Here is a 26,248-nt window from a genome sequence, read left to right as displayed (position 1 = left end):
GCGCTGTACCGCCCCGGTCACGTCGCTTGCGTCGGTCACGTCGATCTCTCCTTGCCGCCAGTTCGTTCAGTTCACGCCAGCATAGCGGATCGCGAATGCCCGGCCACCCTGGTCATCCGGGCAATTGTGCGAACGCCGCGGACCCGTTAGTCTCTGCGGCACGGCTCATCACCCAACAGACTCCAACAGACGCGGCACTCATCATCATGCAGACATACACATGGCTGATCGGCGTGGACGGCGGCGGCACCGGCACGCGCGTGGCGCTTGGCGACTCGAATGGCGCGGAGCTCGCACGCGCCGCCGCGGGCCCTTCGGGTCTCGGGCTCGGCATTGCTCGCGCGTGGGAATCCATCGAGTCGGGTTGCCGTGCCGCGTTCGCCAATGCGGGGCTCGCGTTCGACTGGTCGCGCTGCGTGCTCGGCTGCGGGCTCGCGGGCGTGAACAACCCGGACTGGCTCGCCGCGTTTCGCCAGCAGGCGCCGCAGGTGGCGGGCCTCGCCGTGGAAAGCGACGCCTACACGACGTTGCTCGGCGCGCACGGCGGCGAGCCCGGCGTGGTGGTTGCGCTTGGCACGGGCAGCATCGCCGCTGCACTCGACAGTGCGGGCGCGTGCCGGATCGCAGGCGGCTTCGGCTTTCCGTCCGGCGACGAGGCGAGCGGCGCCTGGTTTGGTCTGCGCGCAATCGTCTGGGCGCAGCAGGCGCTGGATGGCCGCGCGCCGATCGATGCCTTCGCGCAGGCGCTGCTCGCCCACACCGGCTCGACCGATCGCGACAGTCTCATCGTCTGGCTGTGCGCGGCGAACCAGACCGCCTACGCCAGCCTCGCGCCCGTGGTGCTCGCGCATCGCGAGCATCCGTTTGCCGCAAAGCTGCTGGCCGAAGCGGGCGAAGCTATCGCGCAATTCATCGGCGCGCTCGACCCCACTGCCACGTTGCCTGCCGCGCTCTCGGGCGGGCTTGGCCAGCCGCTGCGCGAATGGGTGCCGCAGGCAGTGCGCGCGCGGCTGCGCGCACCAATCGCCGATTCGACAAGCGGTGCGCTGCGGCTGGCGCAGCGCGAAGCTGCACGGCTCGCGCAGGCGTAGACGTAAGCGCGGCAAGCGTAGTAAGCGTGGACAGCGTGGACAGGGCGGCGGCGCGCCGGGCGCAACGCCGGTTCCCAATCAGGGGGCAGAAACGATCAGGAGCGAACGGCGCAGCGTTACCGAGGCGGTGTTAGCATTAAGCGTTTAACACCTGCTGTCCGATTCCCATGTACAAGGTCATCGCAACCGATCTTGACGGCACGCTGCTCAACTCCGATCACCAGCTCGATCCGTTCACGGTTGCCACGCTCAATACCCTCGACGCACAAGGTCTGCGGTTCGTCATCGCTACCGGGCGCCACTACTGCGACGTCGCCGGCATCCGGGATCTGCTGGGCATCCGGCCGTATCTGATTACCTCGAACGGCGCGCGCGTCCACGCGCCGGACGATACGCTGATCGACGCCGCAAACCTGCCCGAAACGATCGTCCAGCGTCTGGTCGCGCCCGAGGTGACCGGCACGCACGGCCGCGTGATCGTGAGCCTCTTCGCCGACGACGCCTGGTTTATCGACCGCGACGCGCCCGAACTGCTCGCTTTTCACCAGGATTCGGGCTTCACCTATCGTGTGACCGACTTGCGCGCGCATGACGGCATCGGCATCGCCAAGGCGCTTTATATCGGCGACCCCGCCGATCTCGCACAAGTATCGCAGCGGCTCGCGGACGAATTCGGCGACGCGCTCTACGTCACGTATTCGCTGCCGGACTGTCTCGAAGTGATGGTGGCGGGCGTTTCGAAGGGGCGCGCGCTGCGCGTCGTGCTCGAGCGGCTCGGCGTCGCGACGACGGGCTGCGTCGCGTTCGGCGACAACATGAACGACATCGACCTGCTCGAAACAGCCGGGCATCCGTTCATGATGAACAACGCGAATCCCGATCTCATCGCACGTCTGCCGAAGGTTCCGCGTATCGGCAACAACTTCGAGGCGGGCGTCGCGCGGCATCTGCGCAAGCTTTTCGCGCTCGGCGACGAACCCGTTTCGTAAGCCAGGTGCGTCAGCGCGCGGGCGGCAGCGCGGCACAGGGGCAGTCGTCGGCGCGGTCGTCGAGGTCTTCGTGCTCGCGCGAGAAACGCGCGCGCGGCGTGCCGCCGCTCCAGTCGATGCGCACGACGTAGATGCTGTCGAAATCGTTGCTCTTCCATGACGGCACGTCGCCGGCTGCGCCGCCGTGCGCGCCGACGATCTGCCGCGCAAGCTCCTCGATCTCGCGATGTTCCCAGGCCACGAGCACGGTCCGGTTCGCCCACTTCGGATCGATGAGCGTGCCGCCAAGCTCGCCAATCTGCGAAAAGCCATACGGCGTCTGAACCGGCAGGCCGAACTGGATCGCGGTTGGCTCGATGGTCGCGAGCGGGCGTACGTAGTAGTACGGCTGGCCGCTGTCGTTTTTGCGCTCGCCCGGGTCCGGCGCGTAGATGGCATCGGGCTTGCCGTATTTCGCGGCGATCACCGCTGGCAGCGCAAGCGCGCGATTCAACCCCTTGCAACTGAGCTGGCCGAGGCCTGTGGGCGGTTTTTCGGCGTGCCGGACGAATACGAGCGTTTCGATATTGTTTTGTGCTGCGGGTGCTGTGGGTATATCGGGTGCAGCGGGTGTATCGGCCGCTTTCGCGCAGGCGCTCAACGCCGCCGCGAAGCACAGGACGATGCGGATAAGCGAGGCGAAGGAGCGCTCCATGATGCGGGCCGTGGCGGGAAGATCGGTGGGTCGCCCGATTCTAGCAGCGCGTGCGCGCAGCAGGGCCGGAAAGGAAGACGGGCGCCGTGGCGCCCGTTTTCATGCGCGGGCGGCGTCGTCGAGCGCCCCCGCTGGGTGTTGATGTGTTCGGCTGTGTACCGCTGTATATCGCTGTCTACCGCTGGATGCCCCTCAGCTTGCCTGGCGGCGGCAAGCCACTGCCGGATAGACCAGACTTGCGACGATTGCCCCGGCGATCGGCGCCACCCAGAAGAGCCAGAGCTGGGAGAGCGCTTCGACGCCGCTGACAAGCGCCGGGCCGGTCGAGCGCGCCGGATTCACGGACGTATTGGTGACCGGGATCGAGATGAGGTGGATTAGCGTGAGGCACAGGCCGATCGCAATCGGCGCGAAGCCGGCGGGCGCGCGTTGGTCGGTGGCGCCGAGAATCACGAACAGGAAGAAGCCGGTCATCACCGCTTCGCAGAGGAAAGCGGCGATCAATGAATACTGGCCCGGCGAGCGCTCGCCATAGCCGTTCGTCCCGAAGCTGTTCGTGGCAAGGTCGAAATCCGGATTGCCGAGGGCGATGAGGTACAGCGTGAACGCGCCGAGCGTGGCGCCGAGCACCTGCGCCGCGATATACGGGATGAGATCGCGCGCGGGAAAGCGTCCGGCGACCACGAGGCCGACGCTCACCGCCGGATTCAGGTGACAGCCGGAAATATGCCCGATGGCAAAGGCCATGGTGAGCACCGTCAGTCCGAATGCCAGCGAGACGCCCGCAAAGCCGATGCCGAGGCTGTGGCCGGGGCCGCCGAAACTGGCGGCGAGCACGGCACTGCCGCAGCCGCCGAGTACCAGCCAGAACGTGCCGAACAGTTCGGCGGCGAGTCGTTTGGATAAGTGCATCATGCGACACCTCGAATAGATGTTTTGAAAGGGGCTTACAAAACTGAATCGAGTCAGGGAGTGGTCGATTCTAGGCAGTCGATTGATCGGCGGGTGTCAAAGATTGTCAATTCCGATACCTTTGGTCGCATTATTGTGTACTACAGATGCACGGTTTGACTGCGGGCGATCAATGGTTAAATATTGGAAATATTCTGATAAAGCGGTATTAATAGTGATTGCCAATTCTTGTCGTTACGACTAATCTCGGTTCGAGTTGGTTAGCTTTGTAATCAAAGGGGGATCGGAATGTCGCAATATTCAGAACTCAAAGCCCAGATCGCCAGGCTCCAGGCACAGGCCGAAGAAGCGCGGCGTACCGAAATCGCGGATGTGATTGCCATGATTCGCGAAAAGATTGTCGAATATGGGCTGAGCGCCACGGACCTCGGCTTCGTGGCCGCGGCCCGGCGCGGACGCCCGCCGAAGAAGGCGCCGCTGCCTCCGCGCTACCAGGATCCGAAAACCGGCGCGACCTGGAGCGGGCGCGGCAAGCCGCCCAAATGGATTGCGGGAAAGAATCGCGAACGCTTTCTGATGGGCTAAGCCAGGCCAGGTCAGGCTAAACCGGGTTAAATCGGCTCAAGCCAGCTTTAGCGCGAAAAAGCCAGGTTTTGCGGCGTGAGCCAGCGGGGTTTAAGCGCGCGCCCGCGACCCGGCTATTGCTCCGGTTGTGCATGCCGCATACGTGCATGCGAAAAGAGCCGCATGGTTCCATGCGGCTCTTTTTATGCGAATACGGTAATGTCGCTATTCGACAGTACGCAAACGATTTGGATGACGTATTCGTCGGTTTTATCTCAATGTTTCATGTCAGATGTCATTCAACCGGCGGCGACACAGCGCAGTGCCTGACGGCCAACACCCTCGATGAGTGCGGTATACGCGTCGACGTAATTGCGCGCCATGGTATGCGACGTGAAACGGCGGTCGAACTGCGCGCGAATGGCTTTGCGAGAAAGCGATTCGATTTTATCGAGTGCCGCCACTGCGCCTTGCACGTCCTCGACAATAAAGCCGGTCACGCCCGGATCGATCACTTCGGGCACCGATCCGCGATTGAAAGCAATCACAGGCGTACCGCAAGCCATCGCTTCGATCATCACGAGCCCGAACGGCTCGGACCAGTCAATCGGAAATAGCAGCGCCTTCGCGCCCGACAGGAAGGCGGGTTTTTGCGACTCGTCGATTTCACCGATGAATTCGACGTGCGCCTGCGCAAGCAGCGGCTCGATTTCGGCCTTGAAATAGTCCTGGTCCACCTTGTCGACCTTGGCCGCGATCTTCAGCGGCAGGCCGCTTTGCGCCGCAATCCGGATCGCGGTGTCCACGCGCTTTTCCGGGCAGATGCGGCCGAGGAACGCCAGATATTGCGGCTCGCGGTCGGTTTGCGGCGTGAGCAGGCTGGCCGGCAGGCCGTGGTAGATCGTGCTCTGCCAGTTGGCCTGCCGGAGGGGCTGGCGCTGCGAATCCGAGATCGAGATCACCGGCGTGTCTGCGAACGTGTTGAACACCGGCTGCAGCTCGGGCAGGTCGAGGCGGCCATGCAGTGTCGTGACGAACGGCGTGTCGAGCGTCGAAAAAAGCGGAAACGGCAGATAGTCGAGGTGAAAGTGCAGCACGTCGAATTCGTGGGCGACGCGGCGCACGTGCTCGAGCAGCACCATGTGCGGCGCCAGGGCGTCGCGGATCGTCGGATCGAGCCGCAGCGCACGCGGCCAGGCCGGTTCGAGCTTTGCGGCGGTGACCGAATCGCCGCTTGCGAACAGCGTCACGTCGTGGCCCAGGTCGACGAGCGCTTCTGTCAGGTAGGACACGACGCGCTCGGTGCCGCCGTAGAGTTTCGGCGGGACCGCTTCGTAAAGCGGCGCAATCTGTGCGATTCGCATGGGCAAGTTCTCCGTGTGCATAGGCCGGGGCGACGCTACGGGTGAAGGCTAAGGCAGCGCGGACGCTGCGGTATCGGGTTATCCCTGAGGCCGATTATGGGGATGTGGCTCACCGATTCGAGTCCTTTTGCAATCGCTTAATGTTGTAACAGCGAGCTGTTACAGCGGGTTGCCGCAGACGCACGCGCGCGGCGGGCGACAGGTGGCGGGTGGCGGGTGGCGGGTGGCGGGTGACGCCCGGCGGATGCCTGCGTGCACGCCGCAGTGGCGGGGGCGATTCGCAATCCTTATGCCAGCTGTCTGCCAGCTGTCCGCCCGCCGTCTGCCGACCGTCTGCAGGCCACGCGCCAGCCATCTGCCACCACCTGTCCGCACGGGAGATGAGCGAATTTGAGCTACAGCAAGGAAACATCCTATAATTAGCACTCCCCGCAGCACACGCCTCGCGCATTACAGATGCAGCGCACATGGGCGCACGCCCGTCTCGCCTCCCTCTCCCTCTGTTGTCAGAAAAATTCCTACGAGATAACGCGGCAATGTCTCGCAGATCGTTGCGGCATTCGTCCAATATTCAAAGATGCACGGCCTCGCCACAATTGCGCGTTCAATCTATATGAGCCGTTCAGCCAGCTTTTGCGGATGTGAACGAGCAAACGTTTTACGTAGGCCTGACCAGCCGAATCGATACGAATCCCGGGGGGGAATCCATGGGCGCGACGAACAACGAGATGCTCAGTGAGATCAAGGACGTGAACCTGTCGTACCTGTTGCTGGCGCAACGCCTGCTGCGCGAGGACAAGCCGGCCGGCATGTTCCGCATGGGCATTTCCGAGCAGCTCGCCGACGTTCTCGCCGGTCTCTCGATGGCGCAAACCGTGCGACTCGCCGCCTCGAACCAGATGCTTTGCCGCTTCCGGTTCGACGACCACACCATCCTCGGCACGCTGGCCGACAAGGGCAAGTCCGCTCAGACCCACTCCGCGATCCTGATGGCGGGCCAGGCGGTCGCCCAGATCGGCTGAGTCTGTTTGTGGCCTGCCGCGCCGCCCGCGATGGTCGGGCGCGGCGTTTCGCCGCAGCCGGCCTGGCGGCTGGCGTGACGGCTCATTCCCGTATTCATCGGGCCTCTATGGCGACCAAGAGCGTGGTACTCGAGGTCAGGGAGATCGCGCTCGCGATCGAGCTGATCGAACTCGGCGCGCGGCTGCAGGTGCTCGAAGCGGAGACTTCGCTTTCTCGCGACCGCCTGATCCGTCTCTACAAAGAAGTGAAGGGCGAATCGCCGCCCAAGGGCATGCTGCCGTTCTCGACCGACTGGTTCATGACGTGGCAGCCCAACATCCACTCGTCGCTGTTTTACGGCACGTACCAGTTCATCATCCGCGAAACGCGCTGCGAGCCGATTCACGCAATCGTGAAAGGTTACCGGCTCTATCTCGAACACATGCGCCTCCAGGAAGAGGAGCCCGTGCTCAGTCTCACGCGCGCGTGGACGCTCGTGCGCTATTTCTCGTCGGGGCTCCTGCAGGCGAGCCCGTGCTGCCGGTGCGGCGGCCACTTCGTCGCGCATGCGCACGATCCGCAGCGCGGCTACGTCTGCGGGCTGTGCCAGCCGCCTTCGCGTGCGGGCCGAACGCGCCGCCTGTCCGGCGCAAGCGCTGTGAGCGCCACGAGCGCCACGAGCGCCACGAGCACCCCGGGTACCACGAGCACCCCGGGCGGTGCATCCGGCGCGTCCGGCAAGAACGGCGCTGCAACCTTGAACTGACTGGCGCGGACGGGCCTTTTGGCCGCCAAACGACTGGCGCCGGAACCTGTCCCCGAGATCGGCGGCGATGTGTTGCGGCTCCGCGCGCGTCCAATCCCAAAGTTTTTCCTATCGATGCCGTAAACCAGCTAAGGACGCGGGCCGACGGCGGTACGCGGCACATTCTCTAGTGAGGATCCGGCTGTGCTGATTTTCGTGGGAACACTCGTAACGATCCTGTCCGTCTTCGGCGGCTACCTGTTGGAGGGTGGCCATCTTGCGGCCATGATGCAGCCCATGGAGCTGCTCATGATCGGCGGTGCGGGCGTCGGCGCTTTCATCCTCGGCAACGGCGTCAAGACGATCAAATCGACCGTGCGCGTCATTCCGGCGCTCTTCAAGGGCTCGAAGTACAACAAGGACGTCTATATGGAGCTGCTCGCGCTGCTCTACGTCCTGCTCGCCAAGGCACGCAAGGAAGGCACGCTGACCCTCGAAGCGGACATCGACGAGCCGCTGAAGAGCCCGATCTTCACGCAATATCCGCGCGTTCTCGCCGATCAGCACGTGATCGAATTCGTCACCGACTACCTGCGCCTGATGGTGGGCGGCAACATGAATGCTTTCGAAATCGAAAGTCTCATGGACGAGGAAATCGAAACCCACCACGCCGAAGGCGCGGCGCCTGCCAACGCGCTCGCGAAGGTGGGCGATGCGATGCCGGCCTTCGGTATCGTCGCCGCGGTGATGGGCGTGGTGCACACGATGGCGTCCGCTGACCGTCCGCCCGCCGTGCTCGGCGAAATGATCGCCCAGGCGCTGGTCGGCACCTTCCTCGGCATTCTGCTTTCGTACGGCCTGATCGGGCCGCTCGCGAGCCTCGCCGAGCAGCGCGTGACCGAGTCCACCAAGATGTTCCAGTGCATCAAGGTGACGATCCTCGCGAGCCTGAACGGCTACGCGCCTGCCATCGCAGTGGAGTTCGGCCGCAAGGTGCTGTTCTCGACCGAGCGTCCGTCGTTCTCGGAACTCGAAGATCACGTGCGCCGCGTGAAGGCGAAGTAAGGCAGACGGGATGAACGAGCAAGGAAGCGCACGATGAGCAAGGACAAGGATCGCACGATCGTCGTGAAGCGCGTCGCGCCTGCACGCCACGGCCATCACGGCGGCGCGTGGAAGCTGGCCTATGCGGACTTCATGACCGCGATGATGGCGTTCTTCCTGCTGATGTGGCTGTTGAGTTCGGTGACGACGAAGCAGTTGCGCGGCATTGCCGAATACTTCAACCAGCCGTTGAAGGTCGCGCTTTGGGGCGGCGACCGCAGCGCCGAGGATTCGAGCATCCTCAAGGGCGGCGGCCGCGACATCTCGACCGACAAGCAAGGCGTCATGCGCCAGAGCGAAGGCTCGACGCTGCAATCGGAGCGCACCTCGGTGCGCTTTAACGATGAAGAAGCGTCGAAGCAGCAGCAAGGCTCGCTCGAGCGCCGCGAACAGGAGCGCCTGCACGATCTGCAGGTCAAGCTGATGGCCGCGATCGAGGCGAACCCGGTGCTGCGCCAGTACAAGCAGCAGATCCGCATCGACTCGACGCTCACGGGCCTGCGCATCGAAATCGTCGATACGCAGAAGCGGCCGATGTTCGCGACCGCGCGCGACGTGGTCGAGCCGTATATGCGCGACATCCTGCTCGCGATCGGCAGGACGCTCAACGACGTGCCGAACCGCATCGTCGTGCAGGGCCACACCGACGCCGTGCCGTACGCGGGCGGCGAGAAGGGTTACAGCAACTGGGAGCTTTCGGCGGACCGCGCGAACGCGTCGCGCCGCGAGCTGGTGGCGGGCGGCCTCGACGACGGCAAGGTGCTGCGCGTGATCGGCCTCGCTTCCACGCAGAACCTGAACAAGGCCGATCCGCTCGATCCGGAGAACCGGCGCATCAGCATCATCGTGCTGAACAAGAAGTCGGAAGACGCGCTGATGCACGACGACACGACGACGACGCCGCTGTCCGACGACGCCGCGCGTTCCGGCAAGCCGCTCCTGCCGGGGGTCATGCTGCACCCGGCGGCCGCGCAGGCGGCGCCCGTGGCTGCGCCCGCGCCGGTGCGGATCAAGCCCGCGTTGAAGGTCGCCGGGATGCCGGCGCCAACGGCAGGGACAACGGCGGCGACAACGGCAGCGGCAACGGCAGCGGCAACCGCAGGGACAACCGCAGCGACAACGGCAGCTGCAACCGCGGCGGCAACCGCAGGCACAACGACAGCGACAACGGCGGCGCCGGGTCCGGCGCAGCCGCCCGCCCAATGAAGCATTCGGGCCCGGGTATAGCGCGAGCGAGAAACCGATGATCAGAAGCATTCTGGCGATCGACGATTCGGCATCCATGCGGGAGATCCTGCTGGCGGCGCTCGGCCAGGCCGGGTACGAGGTGACGCTCGCGAAGGACGGCGACGAAGGGCTCGAGCACGCGCTCGCGCAGCACTTCGACCTCGTGCTCAGCGACCTGCACATGCCGCGCGTGAGCGGCCTCGAGCTGGTCCGCAAGCTGCGCGCGAACCCCTCGTATTTCGAAACGCCGATTCTCATCCTCACGACGGAATCGGATCAGACCTTCAAGACAGCCTTGCGCGATGCCGGTGCGACGGGCTGGCTGGAAAAACCGGTGGATCCGGAGCTGCTCCTCGATCTTGCGAGCGCGCTCTGCGAGGCGCAGGCATAAGGCGCGTCGCACGAGACAGCGGCAACGGCAACCCCCAACAAGTACATATCGCGGTGAATCAGGCATGACACTCGACATCACTCAGTTCTATCAGACGTTCTTCGACGAAGCTGACGAGCTGCTCGCACAGATGGAGCAGCTGCTGCTGAACCTGAATGTCGCCCAGCCCGATCCCGAGGATCTCGCTGCGATCTTTCGCGCGGCGCATTCGATCAAGGGCGGCGCGGCGACGTTCGGCTTCACCGCGCTCACCGAAACGACGCACATTCTCGAATCGCTGCTCGACCGCGCGCGCAACAACGAACTCGTGCTGCGCAAGGACATGATCGACACGTTCCTCGAAACGAAGGACGTGCTCTCGGGCCAGCTCGCCGACTACCGCGCGAGCGCCGAGCCCGACGCGGACGCCGCCGCCGCCGTGCGCGCGAAGCTCGAACGGCTCTACGCGGAAAGCCGCGGCGTGCCCGCGCCTGCCGCACCCGCGCCCGCAGCGCCCGCTGCCGCTCCCGCTCCCGCCGCTGCACCTGCCGCACCCGCTGCGCCGGTCGCACCGGCTGCATCGGCCGCGTCGGCAAACGGCGCGCCCGAGCACGTCGTCGATGAAGCGATGACCGCAAGCGGCACGGGCGGCACGGGCGGCGCAAGCGGCGGCGCGGAAAACGGCCCGCATCTGCGCATCACCTTGCGCCGTGTCGATGCGAAGGATCAGGAACTGCTCGCCGAAGAACTCGGCAACCTCGGCCGCGTGGTCGCGCAGGTGAAGACCGGCGACGACATCACGCTGTGGCTCGAAACCGAGGTGTCCTCGGACGACATCATCGCCGTGTGCTGTTTCGTGATCGACGACAGCCAGATCTCGATCGGACGCGGTGCAGCGCCGCAAGGCGATGCGGCACCGGCTGCCGCTGCCGCTGCCGCGCAGCCCGAGGCCGCGGTCATAGCGGCGGCGGCAGCGGCGCCGGCCGCAGCGAGCGCTCCGGCAACCGCGCTGACCGCGCCCGTCGCGCCTGCCGCACAAGCTGCGCAAGCTGTACAAGCCGCGCCCGCCGCAGCGCCTGCCCAGCCCGAACACGAAGCCGCAGCGGCCCAGTCAGGCGCGGCGCATGCCCCCGAGGCCGAGCGCAAGCAGCGCCCGGCCGCCGCCGCCGCATCGGCGGAGGGCAGCTCGATTCGCGTGGGCGTCGAGAAAGTCGACCAGCTCATCAACCTCGTCGGCGAACTCGTCATCACCCAGGCGATGCTCGCCGAAACGGCCAATGCGTTCGACCCGGCGCTGCACGACCGGCTCTTCAACGGCATGGCGCAGCTCGAACGCAACGCGCGCGACCTGCAAGAAGCGGTGATGTCGATCCGCATGATGCCGATGGACTACGTGTTCAGCCGCTTCCCCCGTCTCGTGCGCGACCTCGCGGCCAAGCTCGGCAAGGAAGTGGAACTCGTGACGTTCGGTCAGGCGACCGAACTCGACAAGAGTCTGATCGAGCGCATCATCGATCCGCTCACACACCTCGTGCGCAACTCGCTCGACCACGGCATCGAAACGGTGGAAGCGCGCCGCGCCGCGGGCAAAGACTCCACCGGCCAGCTCGTGCTGTCCGCCGCGCATCACGGCGGCAACATCGTGATCGAGGTGAGCGACGACGGCGCGGGCCTGCGCCGCGACAAGATTCTCGCGAAGGCGATCAAGCAGGGCATGTCGGTCAGCGAAACGATGCCGGACGAAGAGGTCTGGAATCTCATCTTCGCGCCGGGCTTCTCGACCGCCGAACAGGTCACCGACGTTTCGGGCCGCGGCGTCGGCATGGACGTCGTGAAGCGCAACATCCAGGCGATGGGCGGCCACGTCGAAATCACGTCGTACGCGGGCAAGGGCACGACGACGCGCATCGTGCTGCCGCTCACGCTGGCGATTCTCGACGGCATGTCGGTCAAGGTCGGCAGCGAGATCTTCATTCTGCCGCTGAACTTCGTGATGGAGTCGCTGCAGCCGCGCCTCGAAGACATCTACACGGTCACGAACGGCGACCGCGTCGTGCGCGTGCGCGGCGAATACCTGCCGCTGGTTGCGCTTCATCAGGTGTTCGCCGTGGAAGGCGCGCGCACCGAGCCGACGCAGGGCATCGTGACGATCATGGAAACCGAAGGACGCCGCTTCGCGATGCTGATCGACGAACTCGTCGGCCAGCAGCAGGTGGTGGTGAAGAACCTTGAGACGAATTACCGCAAGGTGCACGGCATTTCCGCCGCGACGATTCTCGGTGACGGCAGTGTCGCGCTGATCGTCGACGTGGCGGCGCTCAATCGCGAAACGCGGTTGACCCACGGCGCGGGGCAGGCCGCGGGCGCATTCGCCGAATTTGCCTGACCGCAGGCGCTTCAGACTTACTTTCGCAACCCAATTCAAACTGTTCAGGGGCTAACGTGGCAGAAGTCCAACCCATCAATGGCAACGGCGGCAACGGCGCCGGCGGGGCCCTCGCGCACCGGCGCGACGCGCAGCAAGCCGAAGCAGGCGGTCAGGAATTCCTCGTCTTCACGCTCGGCGCGGAAGAGTACGGCATCGACATCCTCAAGGTGCAGGAAATCCGCGGCTACGACAGCGTGACGCGCATCGCCAATGCGCCCGAATTCATCAAGGGCGTCATCAACCTGCGCGGCATCATCGTCCCGATCGTGGACATGCGCATCAAGTTCCATCTGGGCCGCGTCGAATACGACCACCAGACGGTCGTCATCATCCTGAACGTCGCGCATCGCGTCGTCGGCATGGTCGTGGACGGCGTGTCCGACGTGCTCACGCTGCAGCAGGACCAGATCATGCCCGCGCCGGAGTTCGGCGCGACGCTCACCACCGAATTCCTCACGGGCCTCGGCACGGTGGACGGCCGCATGCTGATCCTGATGGACATCGAAAAGCTGATGACGAGCCGCGAAATGGCGCTGATCGAGGCGCTCGCCAAGTAGGCCCGGCCGACCGGTATCGGGGGTGGCCCACCGGGTGGGCCGGCGCGAAAGAGCGGCAAGCCGCCGAAAAGAGCGGCAAGCTGCCCTTTGTTTGGCGCGCTGCAAACAACGATTTGTGCGACGCTCACTGAACCTTTCGCACAGCACAGGAGCCATTGAGATGCTGCACAAGTGGTCGATCCGCGCGACGCTAACCGGCGTCGGCGCCGTACAGATCCTGCTGACCTTTCTGGTCGGTGCGCTAGGCCTTTTCGCGCTCGGTAGCGCGGGCGATTCGCTGAGCGCGATTGCGCACGGCGACGTCGTCGCGATGCGTTCGCTGAACGACGCCTCGTCGTATCTGCTGCGCGCGCGCATCTCGCTTGAGCGCGCGAGCGCGCTCGCCGTCGCGAACCAGGCCGACGAATCGAAGCAGGCGCTCGATCGCGCCGACGCACTGCTCGCCAAGGGCAACGACGCGTGGAAGGTGTTCCAGGCCGCGCCGAAGAGCGGTGTCGATGCCGCTGCGCTCGACGCCCTCGCGCAAAAGCGCGCGACGCTGCTGCAAGACGGCGTGCAGCCCGAACTCGCGGCGCTGCGCGCGAACGATCAGACGGCGTATCACGCGCTCGCCGACACGAAGATCAGCCCGATGTTCGTCGATTACGACAACGTTGCGGCACCGCTCGCCCAGGCTGTGCAGAACGGCGCGCAGCAGCGCGAAGCCGATGCGCGCGAGCGGATCGCGTTCATGCGCACGTTGATCGTCGTCATGTCCGCCGTCGCGCTCGTCGTCGTGCTCGTGATCCGCTTCGCGCTGCGCGGGCTCATCGTGCAACCGCTCCAGGAAGCCGTGGATTGCTGCGAGCGCATCGCGCAGGGCGATCTGTCGAAGTCCATCGTGGTCGACCGCACGAACGAAATCGGCCGTCTCTTCGTGGGCCTCAAGCGCATGCAGGAGAGCCTTGTCTCGCTCGTGAACGCGGTGAATACGGGCGCGGGTTCGATCGACATCGGCGCGCGCGAAATCGCGATGGGCAACACCGATCTGTCGCAGCGCACCGAGCAGCAGGCGGCCTCGCTGCAGGAAACCGCGTCGAGCATGGAGCAGCTCACCGGCACCGTGAAGCAGAACGCCGAAAACGCACGCCAGGCGAGCCAGTTGGCGGTCAACGCGTCGGATATCGCGACGCGCGGCGGCGAAGTGGTCGGCGAAGTGGTGCACACGATGCAGGACATCGCGGCCAGCTCGGCGAAGATCGTCGACATCATCAGCGTGATCGAAGGCATCGCCTTCCAGACCAACATTCTGGCGCTCAACGCGGCAGTCGAAGCCGCACGGGCGGGCGAGCAGGGCCGCGGTTTCGCGGTGGTCGCGGGCGAAGTGCGCAGCCTCGCGCAGCGTAGCGCGAGCGCGGCCAAGGAAATCAAGGAACTGATCAACGATTCCGCGCAGAAGGTGCAAAGCGGCTCGCAGCTCGTGGGCCGCGCGGGCACGACGATGGAAGACATCCTCCTCGCCGTGCGGCGCGTCACCGACATCATGGGCGAGATCAGTTCGGCCTCCGAGGAACAGTCGGGCGGCATCGAACAGGTGAACCGCGCCGTCACGCAGATGGATACGGTCACGCAGCAGAACGCGGCGCTGGTCGAACAGGCGGCGGCCGCGGCGGCCTCGCTCGAAGAGCAGACGCGCAATTTGCAGACAGTGCTCGGAAGCTGGCGCACGGGCGCGGCGTCCACGCGCTCGCGCACGACGGCTGTGCGCTCCGCGGCAGTACCGGCAGCGGCAACGTCGGCAGCGTCGGCTGCGCCTGTCGTGACGCACGCCGCGCAGGCAGCGCCCGCCGCGAAGCGCGCAGCTGCACCCGCAGCGGCAGCGTCGCCGAAGCCTGCTGCCGAACAGGTTCTGCTGCGGCCGGCGCCGAAGGCTGCTGCGCGCGCCGAACCGGTCGTGAGCGCCGCATCAGCGGACGCCGACTGGGAAACGTTCTAGATCCGAAGAGTTACGCAATGCACATGAGTGTCCACGGCCGCGATGAAACGTACCGTGCCGCCGTCGACGAAACGGCCGCACGGCGCGGCTCGCATGGCGCTGTGCAAACCGCCGCGCGCGCGGCCGGGCGTGTGGCCGGATCCGCCGGGAGCGCAAGACGATGAGCGATCCGCGTTCAAGGCGAGAGGATCGCGCCGATCGCGCCATGCGCGCGAGCGCGGCGCCGGCCGAGGGTAACCGCGATTTCGACTTCACCTCGGCGGACTTCGAGCGGATCCGCGCGCTGATCCATCGCCGCGCGGGCATTTCGCTTTCGGACCACAAGCGCGACATGGCGTACAGCCGTCTCGCGCGGCGCCTGCGCGCGCTCGGGCTCGACAGCTTTCGCGACTATCTCGACCAGCTCGAACAGGGCAACGATGCGCTCGAGTGGGAGGCGTTCACGAATGCGCTCACCACGAACCTCACGGCGTTCTTTCGCGAGGCGCATCACTTTCCGATTCTCGCGGAGTTCGTGAAGCGGCGCGCGCAACCGGTTTCGGTGTGGTGTTCGGCGGCTTCCACGGGCGAAGAGCCCTACTCGATCGCCATGACGCTGATCGAGGCGCTCGGCGACCGTGCGGCGCGCGACGCGCGCGTGCTCGCAACCGATCTCGACACCCAGGTGCTCGCGAAGGCCAATGCGGGCGTCTACGCCTACGACCAGGTGAAGCACCTTTCGGCGGAGCGTCTGAAGCGCTTCTTCCTGAAGGGCACCGGCGCGCACGACGGATTCGTGAAGGTGCGCCCGGAGTTGCGCCAGATGATCCGCTTCGAGCAGCTCAATCTCACCGACGCGGACTACGGTTTGCGGCAGCAATTCGATGCGATCTTCTGCCGCAACGTGATGATCTATTTCGACAAGCCGACGCAGTCGCGGGTGCTCACGCGCTTCGAACCGCTGATGAAGCCGGACGGGCTGCTGTTCGCGGGTCATTCGGAGAACTTCACTTACGTCACGCAGGCTTTCCGGCTGCGCGGCCAGACCGTCTACGAGCTGGCGCGGGAGCGGGCCAACCCGACCACCGCGGCGAGCGCGACCACCACGGCCACCTCGGCCGCGCGCCGCGTCGGTGACACGATCGGAACGCCCGCATGAGCACCACGCTGCCGATCGCGACCAATCTCTATTACGACAACCACTTCCACCGCCAGGGCGTGAAGCTGTTGCCGAACGAGTTCTATACGACCGCCGAGGACATGGTGCTCGTGACGGTGCTCGGCTCGTGCGTGGCCGCGTGCATTCAAGATCGCACGGCGGGGATCGGCGGCATGAACCATTTCATGCTGCCCGACGACGGCGCCGATGTCGCGCAGGCCGCCTCCGACGCGATGCGTTACGGCGCCTACGCGATGGAAGTGCTCATCAACGAGCTCATCAAGGCGGGCGGGCGGCGCGAGCGCTTCGAAGCGAAAGTGTTCGGCGGCGCGGCGGTGCTCGCAGGCATGACGACGATGAATATCGGCGACCGCAACGCCGAGTTCGTGCGCCGCTATCTCGCGACCGAACACATCCGCATCGTCGCCGAGGATCTTCAGGGCACGCATCCGCGCAAGATCGCGTTCTTGCCGCATACGGGCCAGGTGATGGTGAAAAAGCTGCGGCTCACGCAGGATCCGGGCGTCGCCGAGCGCGAACAGGCGCTCGCGCGGCAAACTCCCGAGGCGCGCGCCGAAAGGCTCGCCCAGGCGCGCGCGCGCGTCGAGCTGTTCGGACTCGCGGGCACGCGGGCCGCGGCAGCCCGCGCGCCGCAGCCGGCCTCACCGCAGCAGGCGGGCACTCGCAGCCGCGTCGAACTTTTCGGCGCGGCGGGTTCCTCGCCGCAGCGGCCACTCAGACAAAACAACGCCAGGACAGTAGAGGAGGCGTGAACACTGTGCAAAAAATCAAGGTTCTCTGTGTCGACGATTCGGCGCTCATCCGCAGTCTGATGACGGAGATCATCAACGATCAGCCGGACATGACGGTCGTCGCCACCGCGCCCGACCCGCTCGTCGCGCGTGAGCTGATCAAGCAGCACAACCCGGACGTTCTCACGCTCGACGTGGAAATGCCGCGCATGGACGGCCTCGACTTTCTCGAGAAGCTCATGCGCCTGCGTCCCATGCCGGTCGTGATGGTGTCGTCGCTGACCGAGCGCGGCAACGAAATCACGCTGCGCGCGCTCGAACTGGGCGCCGTCGATTTCGTGACGAAGCCGAAAGTCGGCATTCGCGACGGCATGCTCGAATACGCGGAAAAGCTCGCGGACAAGGTGCGCGCCGCCGCGCGCGCGCGCGTGCAGGCGCGTCACGCCGCACCGGCTGCGGCCCATGCGGGTGCGCCGGGCGCGCCCCCGGCTGCGGCCCACGCGCCGATGATCAACAATCCGCTGCTCAGTACCGAGAAGCTGATCATCATCGGCGCATCGACGGGCGGCACGGAAGCGATCCGCGAAGTGCTCACGCCGCTGCCGCCCGATGCGCCGGCGGTGCTGATCGCGCAGCACATGCCGCCGGGCTTCACGAAGTCGTTCGCGCAGCGCCTGAACGGCCTGTGCCGCATCAGCGTGAAGGAAGCCGAGCACGGCGAGCGCGTGCTGCCGGGCCACGCGTATATCGCGCCGGGCCACGCGCACCTTTTGCTCGCGCGCAGCGGCGCGAACTACATTGCCCATCTCTCCGACGACCCGCCGGTGAACCGGCATCGTCCGTCGGTCGACGTGCTGTTCCGCTCGGCGGCGCAGCACGCGGGCAAGAACGCGATTGGCGTGATCCTCACGGGCATGGGCCGCGACGGTGCCGCGGGCCTGCTCGACATGCGCCGCGCGGGTGCGTACACGTTCGCGCAGGACGAGGCGAGCTGTATCGTGTTCGGCATGCCGCGCGAGGCGATTGCGGCGGGCGCCGCCGATGAAGTCGCGCCGCTTTCGGACATGAGCCGCCGCGTGATGGCGCGTCTCGCGCAGATGGGAGACCGCGTACAGCGGGTATGATGCGCGCCTGCGAAGCGCGCCGCGCAGCACAGGCGCGCAACGACGGAAAACTAATTTGACTGGCCTCGTAGCATGCGAGTCTGGATAATTGCCCGGGGCAAGCCTGGAGGAATGGAACTGTGATGGATAAGGGAATGAAGATTCTGGTGGTGGACGATTTTCCGACGATGCGCCGGATTGTCCGCAACCTGCTGAAGGAACTGGGCTACTCGAACGTCGACGAAGCCGAAGACGGCGCAGCGGGCCTCGCACGCCTGCGCAGCGGCAACTACGAGTTCGTGATTTCCGACTGGAACATGCCGAACCTCGACGGTCTCGCGATGCTCAAGGAAATCCGCGCCGATGCGACCCTCACGCACCTGCCGGTGCTGATGGTGACGGCGGAATCGAAGAAGGAAAACATCATCGCGGCGGCGCAGGCTGGCGCGAGCGGCTATGTGGTGAAGCCGTTCACGGCGGCGACGCTCGATGAGAAGCTGAACAAGATCCTCGAAAAGATGGCAAAAACGGGGAGCTGACGTGAACGAGCATATCGGCGCGCAGGCCAACGAGCTGCCTGGCGATCTGCCTGATGAGCTGCAAGAAGGCGCGGACGGCCTGCCGGGCGACCTGTCCGGGATCGCGGGCGACCGCATCCTCGCACGCATCGGCCACGTTACGCGCACGTTGCGGGACTCGATGCGCGAACTCGGCTTCGACAAGCACATCGAGCGCGCGGCCGAAGCCGTGCCCGACGCGCGGGAGCGGCTGCGCTACGTCGCCAGCATGACCGAGCAGGCCGCGGAGCGCGTGCTCTCGGCCATCGAGCTCGCCAAGCCGATGCAGGAGCAACTCGAACGCGACGCGCGCGCGCTCTCCGAGCGCTGGGCGACGTGGTACGACGCGCCGATCGGCCGCGAGGAAGTGCGCGTGCTGATGGACGAAACGCGCGCGTTCGTCGACGGCGTGCCGCAGGTCACCATCGCGACGAACCAGCAACTGCTGGAGATCATGCTCGCGCAGGACTTCCAGGATCTCACCGGCCAGGTGATCAAGAAGATCATGGAGGTCGTGTACCTGATCGAGCAGCAACTGCTCGGCGTGCTGGTCGAGAACATCGCGCCGGAGCGGCGCGAGCAGTTCGCGGCGACGGCCGCGCAGCTCGTCGAATCGCCGACGGGCAGCCCCGCATCGCTGCTGAACGGCCCGCAGATCAACCCCGAAGGCAAGGCCGACGTCGTGCAGGATCAGGAGCAGGTCGACGATCTGCTCGCCAGCCTCGGCTTCTAGCTCTCCCGCGCGGGGCGGCACGCCAGCGGCACTTCGCTGCCTGGCCGCCGCCCTTGCCGCTGCCGGGCGGCGCCGGCAGGCCCGAGCAGGCTTGAGCAGGCCCATGCAGGCCCATGCAGGCCCATGCAGGCGCCGGAAGGCTCGAGCGCCGGTCCGGCCCATTCCCCGAAATACCCCCGTTTCTCCGGCTTACTCCGGCAATCGGCGCTGGTGCGCCGCGGCAATAATTGCTGTCACTGAAAAAGGGCGTGTGCGGCCAGACGAGGCCGTGCGCCACCGACCGGAGCAAGCGTGGCTGAGGACAGCGACCTCGAAAAAACCGAATCCGCCACTCCCAAGCGCCTCCAGAAGGCGCGGGAGGAGGGGCAGGTTGCGCGTTCGCGGGAGCTTTCCACATTCGCGCTGCTCTCGGCGGGCTTCTACGGCACGTGGATGCTCTCGAACACGATTGGCGGGCATCTGCAGGCCATGCTGCGCAGCGCGCTCACGTTCAACCACGCGGGCGCGTTCGACACCAACCGCATGCTGAACGGCGTGGCCGTGGCCGTGCGCGAGGGACTCTACGCGGTCATGCCGGTGCTCGCGCTCACGGGCGTCGCAGCCCTGCTCGCGCCGATGGCGCTCGGCGGCTGGCTCTTTTCCACCAAATCGCTCGAACCGAAATTCAGCCGCCTGAACCCCATGGAGGGGCTGGGGCGCATCTTCTCGGTGAACGGGCCGATCCAGCTCGGCATGTCGCTCGCGAAGACGCTCGTGGTCGGCGTGATCGGCACCATGGCGGTCTGGCAGCGGCACGAAGAGATTCTGGGCCTCGCGCTCCAGCCCGCGCCGCGCGCGCTCGCCGACGCGTTTCGCCTCGTCGCCGTCTGCAGCGGCACGACCGTCGCGGGGATGTTCGTGGTGGCCGCGCTCGACGTGCCCTACCAGCTCTGGAGCTACTACCGCAAGCTGCGCATGACGAAGGAAGAGGTCAAGCGCGAGCACCGCGAGAGCGAAGGCGATCCGCACGTGAAGGGCCGCATCCGTGCGCAGCAGCGCGCGATGGCGCGCCGCCGGATGATGGCGCAGGTGCCCAAAGCCGACGTGGTCGTGACCAACCCGACGCACTTCGCGGTCGCGCTGCAGTACACGGACGGCCAGATGCGCGCGCCGAAAGTGATCGCCAAGGGCGTGAACCTCGTGGCGGCGCGGATCCGCGAAATCGCCACGGAGCACAACGTGCCGCTGCTCGAAGCGCCGCCGCTCGCCCGCGCGCTCTATCACAACGTGGATCTGAACCGCGAGATTCCGGGCCCGCTGTACGGCGCGGTCGCGCAGGTCCTCGCGTGGGTTTACCAGCTCAAACGTTTTCGCGAGCACGGCGGCGACGTGCCGATGGAGCCGACCGATCTCGATGTGCCGGCTGAACTCGACAAGGGCCCCGTAGCCGACGCCGAGGCCGACGAAGAGGCCGACGACGCGCTCGGCCCGGACCAGCCGGCAGCCGGCCAGACCAGCAGTGGCGGCGCGACGAAGCCGCGCCGCGGCAACGAAGGAGCACCTGAATGAACGCCCGCACCGGTTTTCTCTCGCGCCGCCCGGACGTGCTGCAAGGCACGAACCTGCGCGCGCTCGCGGGGCCGATCCTCATCTGCATGATCCTCGGCATGATGATCCTGCCGCTGCCGCCGTTCCTGCTGGATCTGCTGTTCACGTTCAACATCGCGTTGTCGGTGATGGTGCTGCTCGTCAGCATGTACACCATGAAGCCGCTCGACTTCGCCGCGTTCCCGAGCGTGCTGCTGTTCTCCACGCTGCTGCGGCTGTCGCTGAACGTGGCGTCCACGCGTATCGTGCTGCTCGAAGGCCACACCGGCCCGGACGCGGCGGGCAAGGTGATCGAGTCGTTCGGCCACTTCCTCGTGGGCGGCAACTTCGCCGTCGGTATCGTCGTGTTCGTGATTCTCATGGTCATCAACTTCATGGTGATCACGAAGGGCGCGGGCCGTATCGCCGAAGTGTCCGCGCGCTTCACGCTCGATGCGATGCCCGGCAAGCAGATGGCGATCGACGCCGATCTGAACGCCGGTCTCATCAACGAGGAAGCCGCGCGCAAGCGCCGCGCCGAGATCGCCCAGGAAGCCGAGTTCTACGGTTCGATGGACGGTGCGAGCAAGTTCGTGCGCGGCGACGCGATCGCGGGCCTGCTCATCATGGTGATCAACATCCTGGGCGGGCTGATCGTCGGCGTCGTGCAGCACGGCATGGAATTCGCGGCGGCGGGCAAGACCTACACGCTGCTCACCATCGGTGACGGCCTCGTCGCGCAGATCCCGTCGCTCGTGATCTCGACGGCCGCGGGCGTGATCGTCTCGCGCGTGGCGACCAACGAAGACATCGGCACCCAGCTCACCGGCCAGCTCTTCACGAACCCGCGCGTGCTGATGATCACCGGCACGATCATGGGCATGATGGGTCTGATTCCCGGCATGCCGCACTTCGCGTTTCTGCTGCTCGGCGGCGGCGCGATCCAGCTCGGCCGCGTGCTGAAGAAGAACGCCGAGGCGAAGAAGGCGAGCGCCGTGATCGCGGACGCCGTGCCGACCGCGATGGCGCCTATCGAGACCACCGAGGCAAGCTGGGACGACGTCGCGCTCATCGATACGCTCGGTCTCGAAGTGGGCTACCGCCTGATTCCGCTCGTCGACAAGAACACCGACGGCGAACTGCTCAAGCGCATCAAGAGCATCCGCAAGAAATTCGCGCAGGAAATCGGCTATCTGCCGCCGGTCATCCATATCCGCGACAACCTGGAGCTGCGCCCGAACGCCTATCGCATCACGCTCAAGGGCGTCGAAGTGGGCTCGGGCGAGGCGTATCCGGGCCAGTGGCTCGCGATCAACCCCGGCCAGGTGAGCGCGGTGCTGCCCGGCACGCCCACGACCGATCCGGCATTCGGCCTGCCCGCGATCTGGATCGACACGAACATGCGCGAGCAGGCGCAGGTGTTCGGCTACACGGTCGTCGATTCGAGCACGGTGGTCGCGACGCACCTGAACCACCTCGTCGTGATGCACGCCTCCGAGCTGCTCGGACGCCGCGAGGTGCAGGCGCTGGTCGAGCGGGTGCAGAAGGACACGCCCGCGCTGGTCGAGGATCTGGTGCCGAAGCTGCTGCCCGTCACGACGCTGCAGAAAGTGCTGCAGTACCTGCTGGAAGAAGGCGTGCCGATCCGCGACATGCGCACGATCATGGAGTCGCTCGCCGAGCATGCTTCGCGCATCACGGAGCCGCACGACCTCACGGCCGCGGTGCGCATCTCGCTGGGCCGCGCGATCACGCAGCAATGGTTCCCGGGCACGGGCGACATGCAGGTCATGGGCCTCGACGCGAACCTCGAACGCGTGCTCTCGCAGACGCTCACGTCCGGACCGAACCCGGGGCTCGAACCGGGCCTCGCGCATACGCTGCTCACGCATACCGAAAACGCGATGGCGCGCCAGCAGGGCATGGGCCTCGCGCCGGTGCTGCTCGTGCAGCACGCGCTGCGGCCGATGCTCTCGCGCTTCCTGCGCCGCAGCCTGCCGCAGTTGAAGGTGCTCTCGTATGCCGAAGTGCCCGATACGCGCAACGTGAAGGTTGTGAACGTGATCGGGGCTTGATGGCGAACTGTCGCACTGCGTCGCATGAAAAGACCCGCTTCGGCGGGTTTTTGCTTTTTTCGGGCGCCCGGACACCCGAACCGCGCCGTGAAGCGCGTGTCCATCCACGCCGCCCGCCGGACTCCCCGCCACCCTGGCGGCGTCACGCCATTGCCCGAATTGCCCGTGTTTCTCTGTTTTGATCCACCGATCATGGCGCGGCTGCCTTCGAAATAATTCAATCATCGGAAAAAGTCCCAGCGCGGCGCCACGACAACGTTGGCGCGCTAGAACAGCAGCACATGACGGCGGCGCGCATGCCGCTCACCTCATCGGGGGTTCAGCTTGAACATTCGGAAATTCATCGGCGGCAACAGCCGCGACGCGTTGCGCCTCGTGCGCGAAGCGCTCGGCGCAGACGCAGTCGTGCTGTCGAATCGCACCCTCGATGACGGCACGGTTGAAATCGTCGCGCTAGCGGACCGCGATCTCGCGGCGATCGCGCCCGCCGATGCTTCCGCCACCGCTTCCGCCTCCGCCGCATCGGGCGCGCCGAAGTCCGCGCGCACGGCGGGCGGCGCCAACCCGTACGCGAGCGGCATGCCCGACGTGTTTTCGTCGGTGTTCGGCGCGAGCCCGGAAGTGGGCGGGCAGCAGGGCGCGGCGCTCGCCTTCTCCGACATGGCGCGAGCCACGGACGACTCGGGCGATGCCGACGACAACGGCGACGCCGACGTTTCCGTCGCGCTCGAGTCGGTGCAACCGAACGCGCCACGCAACGCGTCCGCGCCGGGCGGCAGCGGTGCAAACGGCGGTGCAAACGGCGGCGCAAACAGCGGTGCAAACAGAAACGCGAAAAAGCCCATCCGCAAGCCCCCCCAGCCAGCCTTGACGCTGCCGCCGCTCACGCCGCGCCACGTGCCGAATCCGCTCGCGCCGCACGAAGCCGCCGCGATGCTCGAACAGGCGGCCACGCATCAGTACGGCGACTCGCTCACCGGCGAGCGCCACCCGACGATGGCCGAATCGAACCCCTGGCTCATCGACCACGCGCGCCGTATCGCGAGCCAGCAGGAAGCCGCGCGCGCCGCGGGCATCTCGCCGTCGGCGGCGATGGCCAAGGGCCTCGGCATGCCCGCCGATCCCGTACACCCCCCCGATGTCGACGCCACGACGCCCGACTGGGCGCGCGAAGCGGCCGACGTCGCCGCGCGCCGTGCCGCGCAGCGTCTTGGCTACGGCCCCGAAGCGGTCGGCCCGTCGGCCGACGCGGGCAACGCCGCACAACAACCCGCGCACACCGTGAGCGAAGCGATTCGCTCGCGCATCGAGCAGGTGGTCAACGAGACCGTGATGAGCGAACTCGCGTCGATCCGCGGGATGATGGAAGAGCAGTTCGCGGGCCTCGTGTGGGGCGAGCGCCAGCGCCGCAGCCCGCTGCAGGGCGTGCTCACGAAGCAGATGTTCGCCGCCGGTTTCTCGGCGCAGCTCGTGAAGATGGTGATCGACCGGCTGCCCGCCGTCGAAACCGAAGCGGCCGGCATGGAGTGGATCCAGTCGGTGCTCGAATCGAACCTGCCGGTCCTCGAAAACGAAGAGGCGCTCATGGAGCGCGGCGGCGTGTTCGCGCTGATGGGCCCGACGGGCGTCGGCAAGACGACCACGACCGCCAAGCTCGCCGCGCGCTGCGTGATGCGTTTCGGCGCGAGCCGCGTGGCGCTCCTCACGACCGACAGCTACCGGATCGGCGGCCACGAGCAACTGCGCATTTTCGGCAAGATCCTCGGCGTCTCGGTGCACGCGGTGCGCGACGGCGCGGACCTGCATCTCGCACTGAACGAACTGAAGAACAAGCACATCGTGCTGATCGACACGATCGGCATGAGCCAGCGCGACCGCGCCGTGGCCGACCAGATCGCCATGCTGTGCGGCGCAGGCCGTCCGGTGCAGCGCCTCTTGCTGCTTTCGGCGACCAACCACGGCGATACGCTCAACGAAGTCGTGCAGGCCTACCAGAGCGCGCCCGACAGGGCGCCGCTCACGGGCTGCATCCTCACGAAGCTCGACGAGGCGACCAACCTGGGCGGCGCGCTCGATACGGTGCTGCGCTACAAGCTGCCGGTGCATTACGTTTCGACGGGCCAGAAAGTGCCCGAGAACCTTTACGTGGCTACACGCCGCTTCCTGATCCGCAGTGCGTTCTGCGTGCCGCGCGAGCATTCGCCGTTCGTTCCGCACGAGGACGACATCCCGGCGCTGCTCTCGGCGCTGTCGATCCGCACGGGGTCGCAGGCACCCGAGGTCCGGTTTGGATAAGTTCGTCGTCGACCAGGCCGAAGGGCTGCGGCGGCTGCTCGCGCGCGAGGGTTCGCGCGTGGTGGCCGTGACGGGCGGCCCAGGTGCAGCGGGTCGCACGACCACCGTGGTCAATCTCGCCGCCGCGCTCACGGCGCTCGGCAAGGACGTGCTCGTCATCGACGAGTGCCTCGGCCCGCAGTCGGTCTGCGCGACGCTCGGCACCGTGCGCGGCGCGGGCAACTTCGCCGCGTTCATGCGCGGCGAGACGGCGCTCGCCGAGGCGGCCGGACGCCATGCGCTCGGCTTCGGCGTGCTGGTGGCCTCGCGCGAGAACCGCGCGCATTACACCGCCGCGCAGTTGCGCGAACTGGTGGCCGGGCCCGCCGACTTCGTGCTGATCGACGCCGAGCTGGACGCCGATGGCGCCTTGTCGCCGCTCGCCATGCACGCGCATGACGTGCTGGTCGTGATGCGTCTTGCCGCGCAGTCGATCACCGATACCTACGCGTGCCTGAAGCGTCTGCATTTCGCGCATGCGATCAGGCAGTTCCGCGTGCTGGCGACGCACGTATCGAGCGCCGCCGACGCCGAGGCCGCGCTCGAAAACCTCGCGGGCGTCGCGAGCCGTTACCTGAACGTCTCGCTGGAAGTCGCGGGCCACATCGCCGCCGAGCCGCACATGCATCGCGCGGTGCAGCTCGAGCGCTGCATCGTCGATGCCTTTCCGTCGACGGCAGCCGCGCGCGACTACCGCCGCCTCGCCGCCGAACTGCAGAACTGGCCGATGCGCCCCGCGCTGTCGTCGCACGCGCTGTCGTCGCGCACCTTGGGCGAGCCGGGCGAGTCGCGCCTCGCGCGTGCAGTGGACGATGACGCATTCGATTCCGCCGTTGCAGGTGTTTCATCCGAGAGCGCGCCGGCCCAGAAGGGCTGGCGAGCCGACCCGCCCGCGCAGCGGCCCTCGACGCAGCACGCGTGACGCGCGCGCCGAGAGACCTTGCAAGGGATACGAGAAGCAGGAGAGC

General features: G+C 66.4%; 22 protein-coding genes and 1 pseudogene. 20 read left to right on the top strand and 3 right to left on the bottom strand.

Annotation, left to right across the window (positions count from 1 at the left end):
* Positions 1-206: 206 nt before the first annotated feature.
* The gene (locus tag Q0L30_RS24480; RefSeq protein WP_296663080.1) at positions 207-1,091 is read left to right on the top strand and encodes a BadF/BadG/BcrA/BcrD ATPase family protein; all 885 of its coding nucleotides are present in this window, start codon (positions 207-209) and stop codon (positions 1,089-1,091) included.
* A 167-nt stretch (positions 1,092-1,258) separates the two neighbouring features.
* Positions 1,259-2,080 (top strand): Cof-type HAD-IIB family hydrolase, encoded by an 822-nt coding sequence (locus Q0L30_RS24475; RefSeq protein ID WP_296663078.1) that lies wholly within the window; start codon positions 1,259-1,261, stop codon positions 2,078-2,080.
* Between the two features lie 10 nt (positions 2,081-2,090).
* Here Q0L30_RS24475 and Q0L30_RS24470 read toward each other — a convergent pair whose 3' ends face one another.
* Both Q0L30_RS24470 and aqpZ read right to left on the bottom strand, forming a co-directional pair.
* Positions 2,091-2,774: a histidine phosphatase family protein gene (locus Q0L30_RS24470; RefSeq protein WP_296663076.1), complete on the bottom strand. Its 684-nt coding sequence runs from the start codon at positions 2,772-2,774 to the stop codon at positions 2,091-2,093.
* A 192-nt stretch (positions 2,775-2,966) separates the two neighbouring features.
* Complete coding sequence (gene aqpZ / locus Q0L30_RS24465) at positions 2,967-3,686, bottom strand: aquaporin Z (protein WP_296663113.1); 720 nt, start codon at positions 3,684-3,686, stop codon at positions 2,967-2,969.
* 288 nt (positions 3,687-3,974) lie between these two features.
* Here aqpZ and Q0L30_RS24460 point away from each other — a divergent pair, with 288 nt between their 5' ends.
* A complete protein-coding gene (locus Q0L30_RS24460) occupies positions 3,975-4,271 on the top strand; it encodes an H-NS histone family protein (protein ID WP_296663074.1) in 297 nt (98 codons plus the stop codon).
* 278 nt (positions 4,272-4,549) lie between these two features.
* Here Q0L30_RS24460 and Q0L30_RS24455 read toward each other — a convergent pair whose 3' ends face one another.
* Positions 4,550-5,614: a glycosyltransferase family 4 protein gene (locus Q0L30_RS24455; RefSeq protein ID WP_296663071.1), complete on the bottom strand. Its 1,065-nt coding sequence runs from the start codon at positions 5,612-5,614 to the stop codon at positions 4,550-4,552.
* A 707-nt stretch (positions 5,615-6,321) separates the two neighbouring features.
* On the opposite strand from Q0L30_RS24455, the gene flhD reads away from it, so the two are divergent.
* From flhD to Q0L30_RS24370, 17 genes and pseudogenes are all read left to right on the top strand, one after another.
* Positions 6,322-6,636, top strand: coding sequence for a flagellar transcriptional regulator FlhD (flhD, locus tag Q0L30_RS24450; protein ID WP_296663068.1), 315 nt, complete (start codon positions 6,322-6,324; stop codon positions 6,634-6,636).
* A gap of 107 nt (positions 6,637-6,743) precedes the next feature.
* On the top strand, positions 6,744-7,382 hold the full coding sequence (gene flhC, locus Q0L30_RS24445) for a flagellar transcriptional regulator FlhC (RefSeq protein ID WP_296663067.1): 639 nt from the start codon (positions 6,744-6,746) through the stop codon (positions 7,380-7,382).
* Between the two features lie 183 nt (positions 7,383-7,565).
* Entirely contained in the window at positions 7,566-8,426 is an 861-nt protein-coding gene (motA, locus tag Q0L30_RS24440; RefSeq protein WP_296663063.1) for a flagellar motor stator protein MotA, read from the top strand.
* A gap of 33 nt (positions 8,427-8,459) precedes the next feature.
* Positions 8,460-9,407, top strand: a pseudogene (motB, locus tag Q0L30_RS24435) (flagellar motor protein MotB); the annotation flags it as partial.
* 301 nt (positions 9,408-9,708) lie between these two features.
* A complete protein-coding gene (locus tag Q0L30_RS24430; RefSeq protein ID WP_296663059.1) occupies positions 9,709-10,083 on the top strand; it encodes a response regulator in 375 nt (124 codons plus the stop codon).
* 64 nt (positions 10,084-10,147) lie between these two features.
* The gene (cheA, locus tag Q0L30_RS24425) at positions 10,148-12,448 is read left to right on the top strand and encodes a chemotaxis protein CheA (protein WP_296663057.1); all 2,301 of its coding nucleotides are present in this window, start codon (positions 10,148-10,150) and stop codon (positions 12,446-12,448) included.
* 74 nt (positions 12,449-12,522) lie between these two features.
* A complete protein-coding gene (gene cheW / locus Q0L30_RS24420; RefSeq protein WP_296663110.1) occupies positions 12,523-13,047 on the top strand; it encodes a chemotaxis protein CheW in 525 nt (174 codons plus the stop codon).
* 160 nt (positions 13,048-13,207) lie between these two features.
* Positions 13,208-15,022 carry a methyl-accepting chemotaxis protein gene (locus tag Q0L30_RS24415; RefSeq protein WP_296663054.1) on the top strand — a complete coding sequence of 605 codons (1,815 nt, stop codon included), beginning with the start codon at positions 13,208-13,210 and terminating at the stop codon, positions 15,020-15,022.
* Positions 15,023-15,227: 205 nt separating this feature from the next.
* The gene (locus tag Q0L30_RS24410) at positions 15,228-16,160 is read left to right on the top strand and encodes a CheR family methyltransferase (protein WP_296663107.1); all 933 of its coding nucleotides are present in this window, start codon (positions 15,228-15,230) and stop codon (positions 16,158-16,160) included.
* On the top strand, positions 16,157-16,933 hold the full coding sequence (gene cheD / locus Q0L30_RS24405; protein WP_296663053.1) for a chemoreceptor glutamine deamidase CheD: 777 nt from the start codon (positions 16,157-16,159) through the stop codon (positions 16,931-16,933). The genes Q0L30_RS24410 and cheD overlap by 4 nt, the downstream gene beginning before the upstream one ends.
* 5 nt (positions 16,934-16,938) lie before the next feature.
* On the top strand, positions 16,939-18,036 hold the full coding sequence (locus tag Q0L30_RS24400; RefSeq protein WP_296663104.1) for a chemotaxis response regulator protein-glutamate methylesterase: 1,098 nt from the start codon (positions 16,939-16,941) through the stop codon (positions 18,034-18,036).
* Positions 18,037-18,158: 122 nt separating this feature from the next.
* Positions 18,159-18,554 (top strand): chemotaxis response regulator CheY, encoded by a 396-nt coding sequence (gene cheY, locus Q0L30_RS24395; RefSeq protein ID WP_296663051.1) that lies wholly within the window; start codon positions 18,159-18,161, stop codon positions 18,552-18,554.
* A gap of 58 nt (positions 18,555-18,612) precedes the next feature.
* Complete coding sequence (gene cheZ / locus Q0L30_RS24390; protein ID WP_296663101.1) at positions 18,613-19,305, top strand: protein phosphatase CheZ; 693 nt, start codon at positions 18,613-18,615, stop codon at positions 19,303-19,305.
* Positions 19,306-19,596: 291 nt separating this feature from the next.
* A complete protein-coding gene (gene flhB / locus Q0L30_RS24385) occupies positions 19,597-20,853 on the top strand; it encodes a flagellar biosynthesis protein FlhB (protein ID WP_296663048.1) in 1,257 nt (418 codons plus the stop codon).
* Complete coding sequence (gene flhA / locus Q0L30_RS24380; protein ID WP_296663045.1) at positions 20,850-22,946, top strand: flagellar biosynthesis protein FlhA; 2,097 nt, start codon at positions 20,850-20,852, stop codon at positions 22,944-22,946. The genes flhB and flhA overlap by 4 nt, the downstream gene beginning before the upstream one ends.
* A 324-nt stretch (positions 22,947-23,270) precedes the next feature.
* Positions 23,271-25,241 (top strand): flagellar biosynthesis protein FlhF, encoded by a 1,971-nt coding sequence (gene flhF, locus Q0L30_RS24375; RefSeq protein WP_296663042.1) that lies wholly within the window; start codon positions 23,271-23,273, stop codon positions 25,239-25,241.
* Positions 25,234-26,202 (top strand): MinD/ParA family protein, encoded by a 969-nt coding sequence (locus tag Q0L30_RS24370; protein WP_296663039.1) that lies wholly within the window; start codon positions 25,234-25,236, stop codon positions 26,200-26,202. Before flhF ends, Q0L30_RS24370 begins: the two co-directional genes overlap by 8 nt.
* Positions 26,203-26,248: the final 46 nt, after the last annotated feature.

The sequence above is a fragment of the Paraburkholderia sp. genome, from assembly GCF_024281035.1.
In the GTDB taxonomy this organism is placed as follows: Bacteria; Pseudomonadota; Gammaproteobacteria; order Burkholderiales; family Burkholderiaceae; genus Paraburkholderia.
Note: the sequence above shows the minus strand (reverse complement) of the source record. Positions and strands in the feature narration are given on the sequence as shown.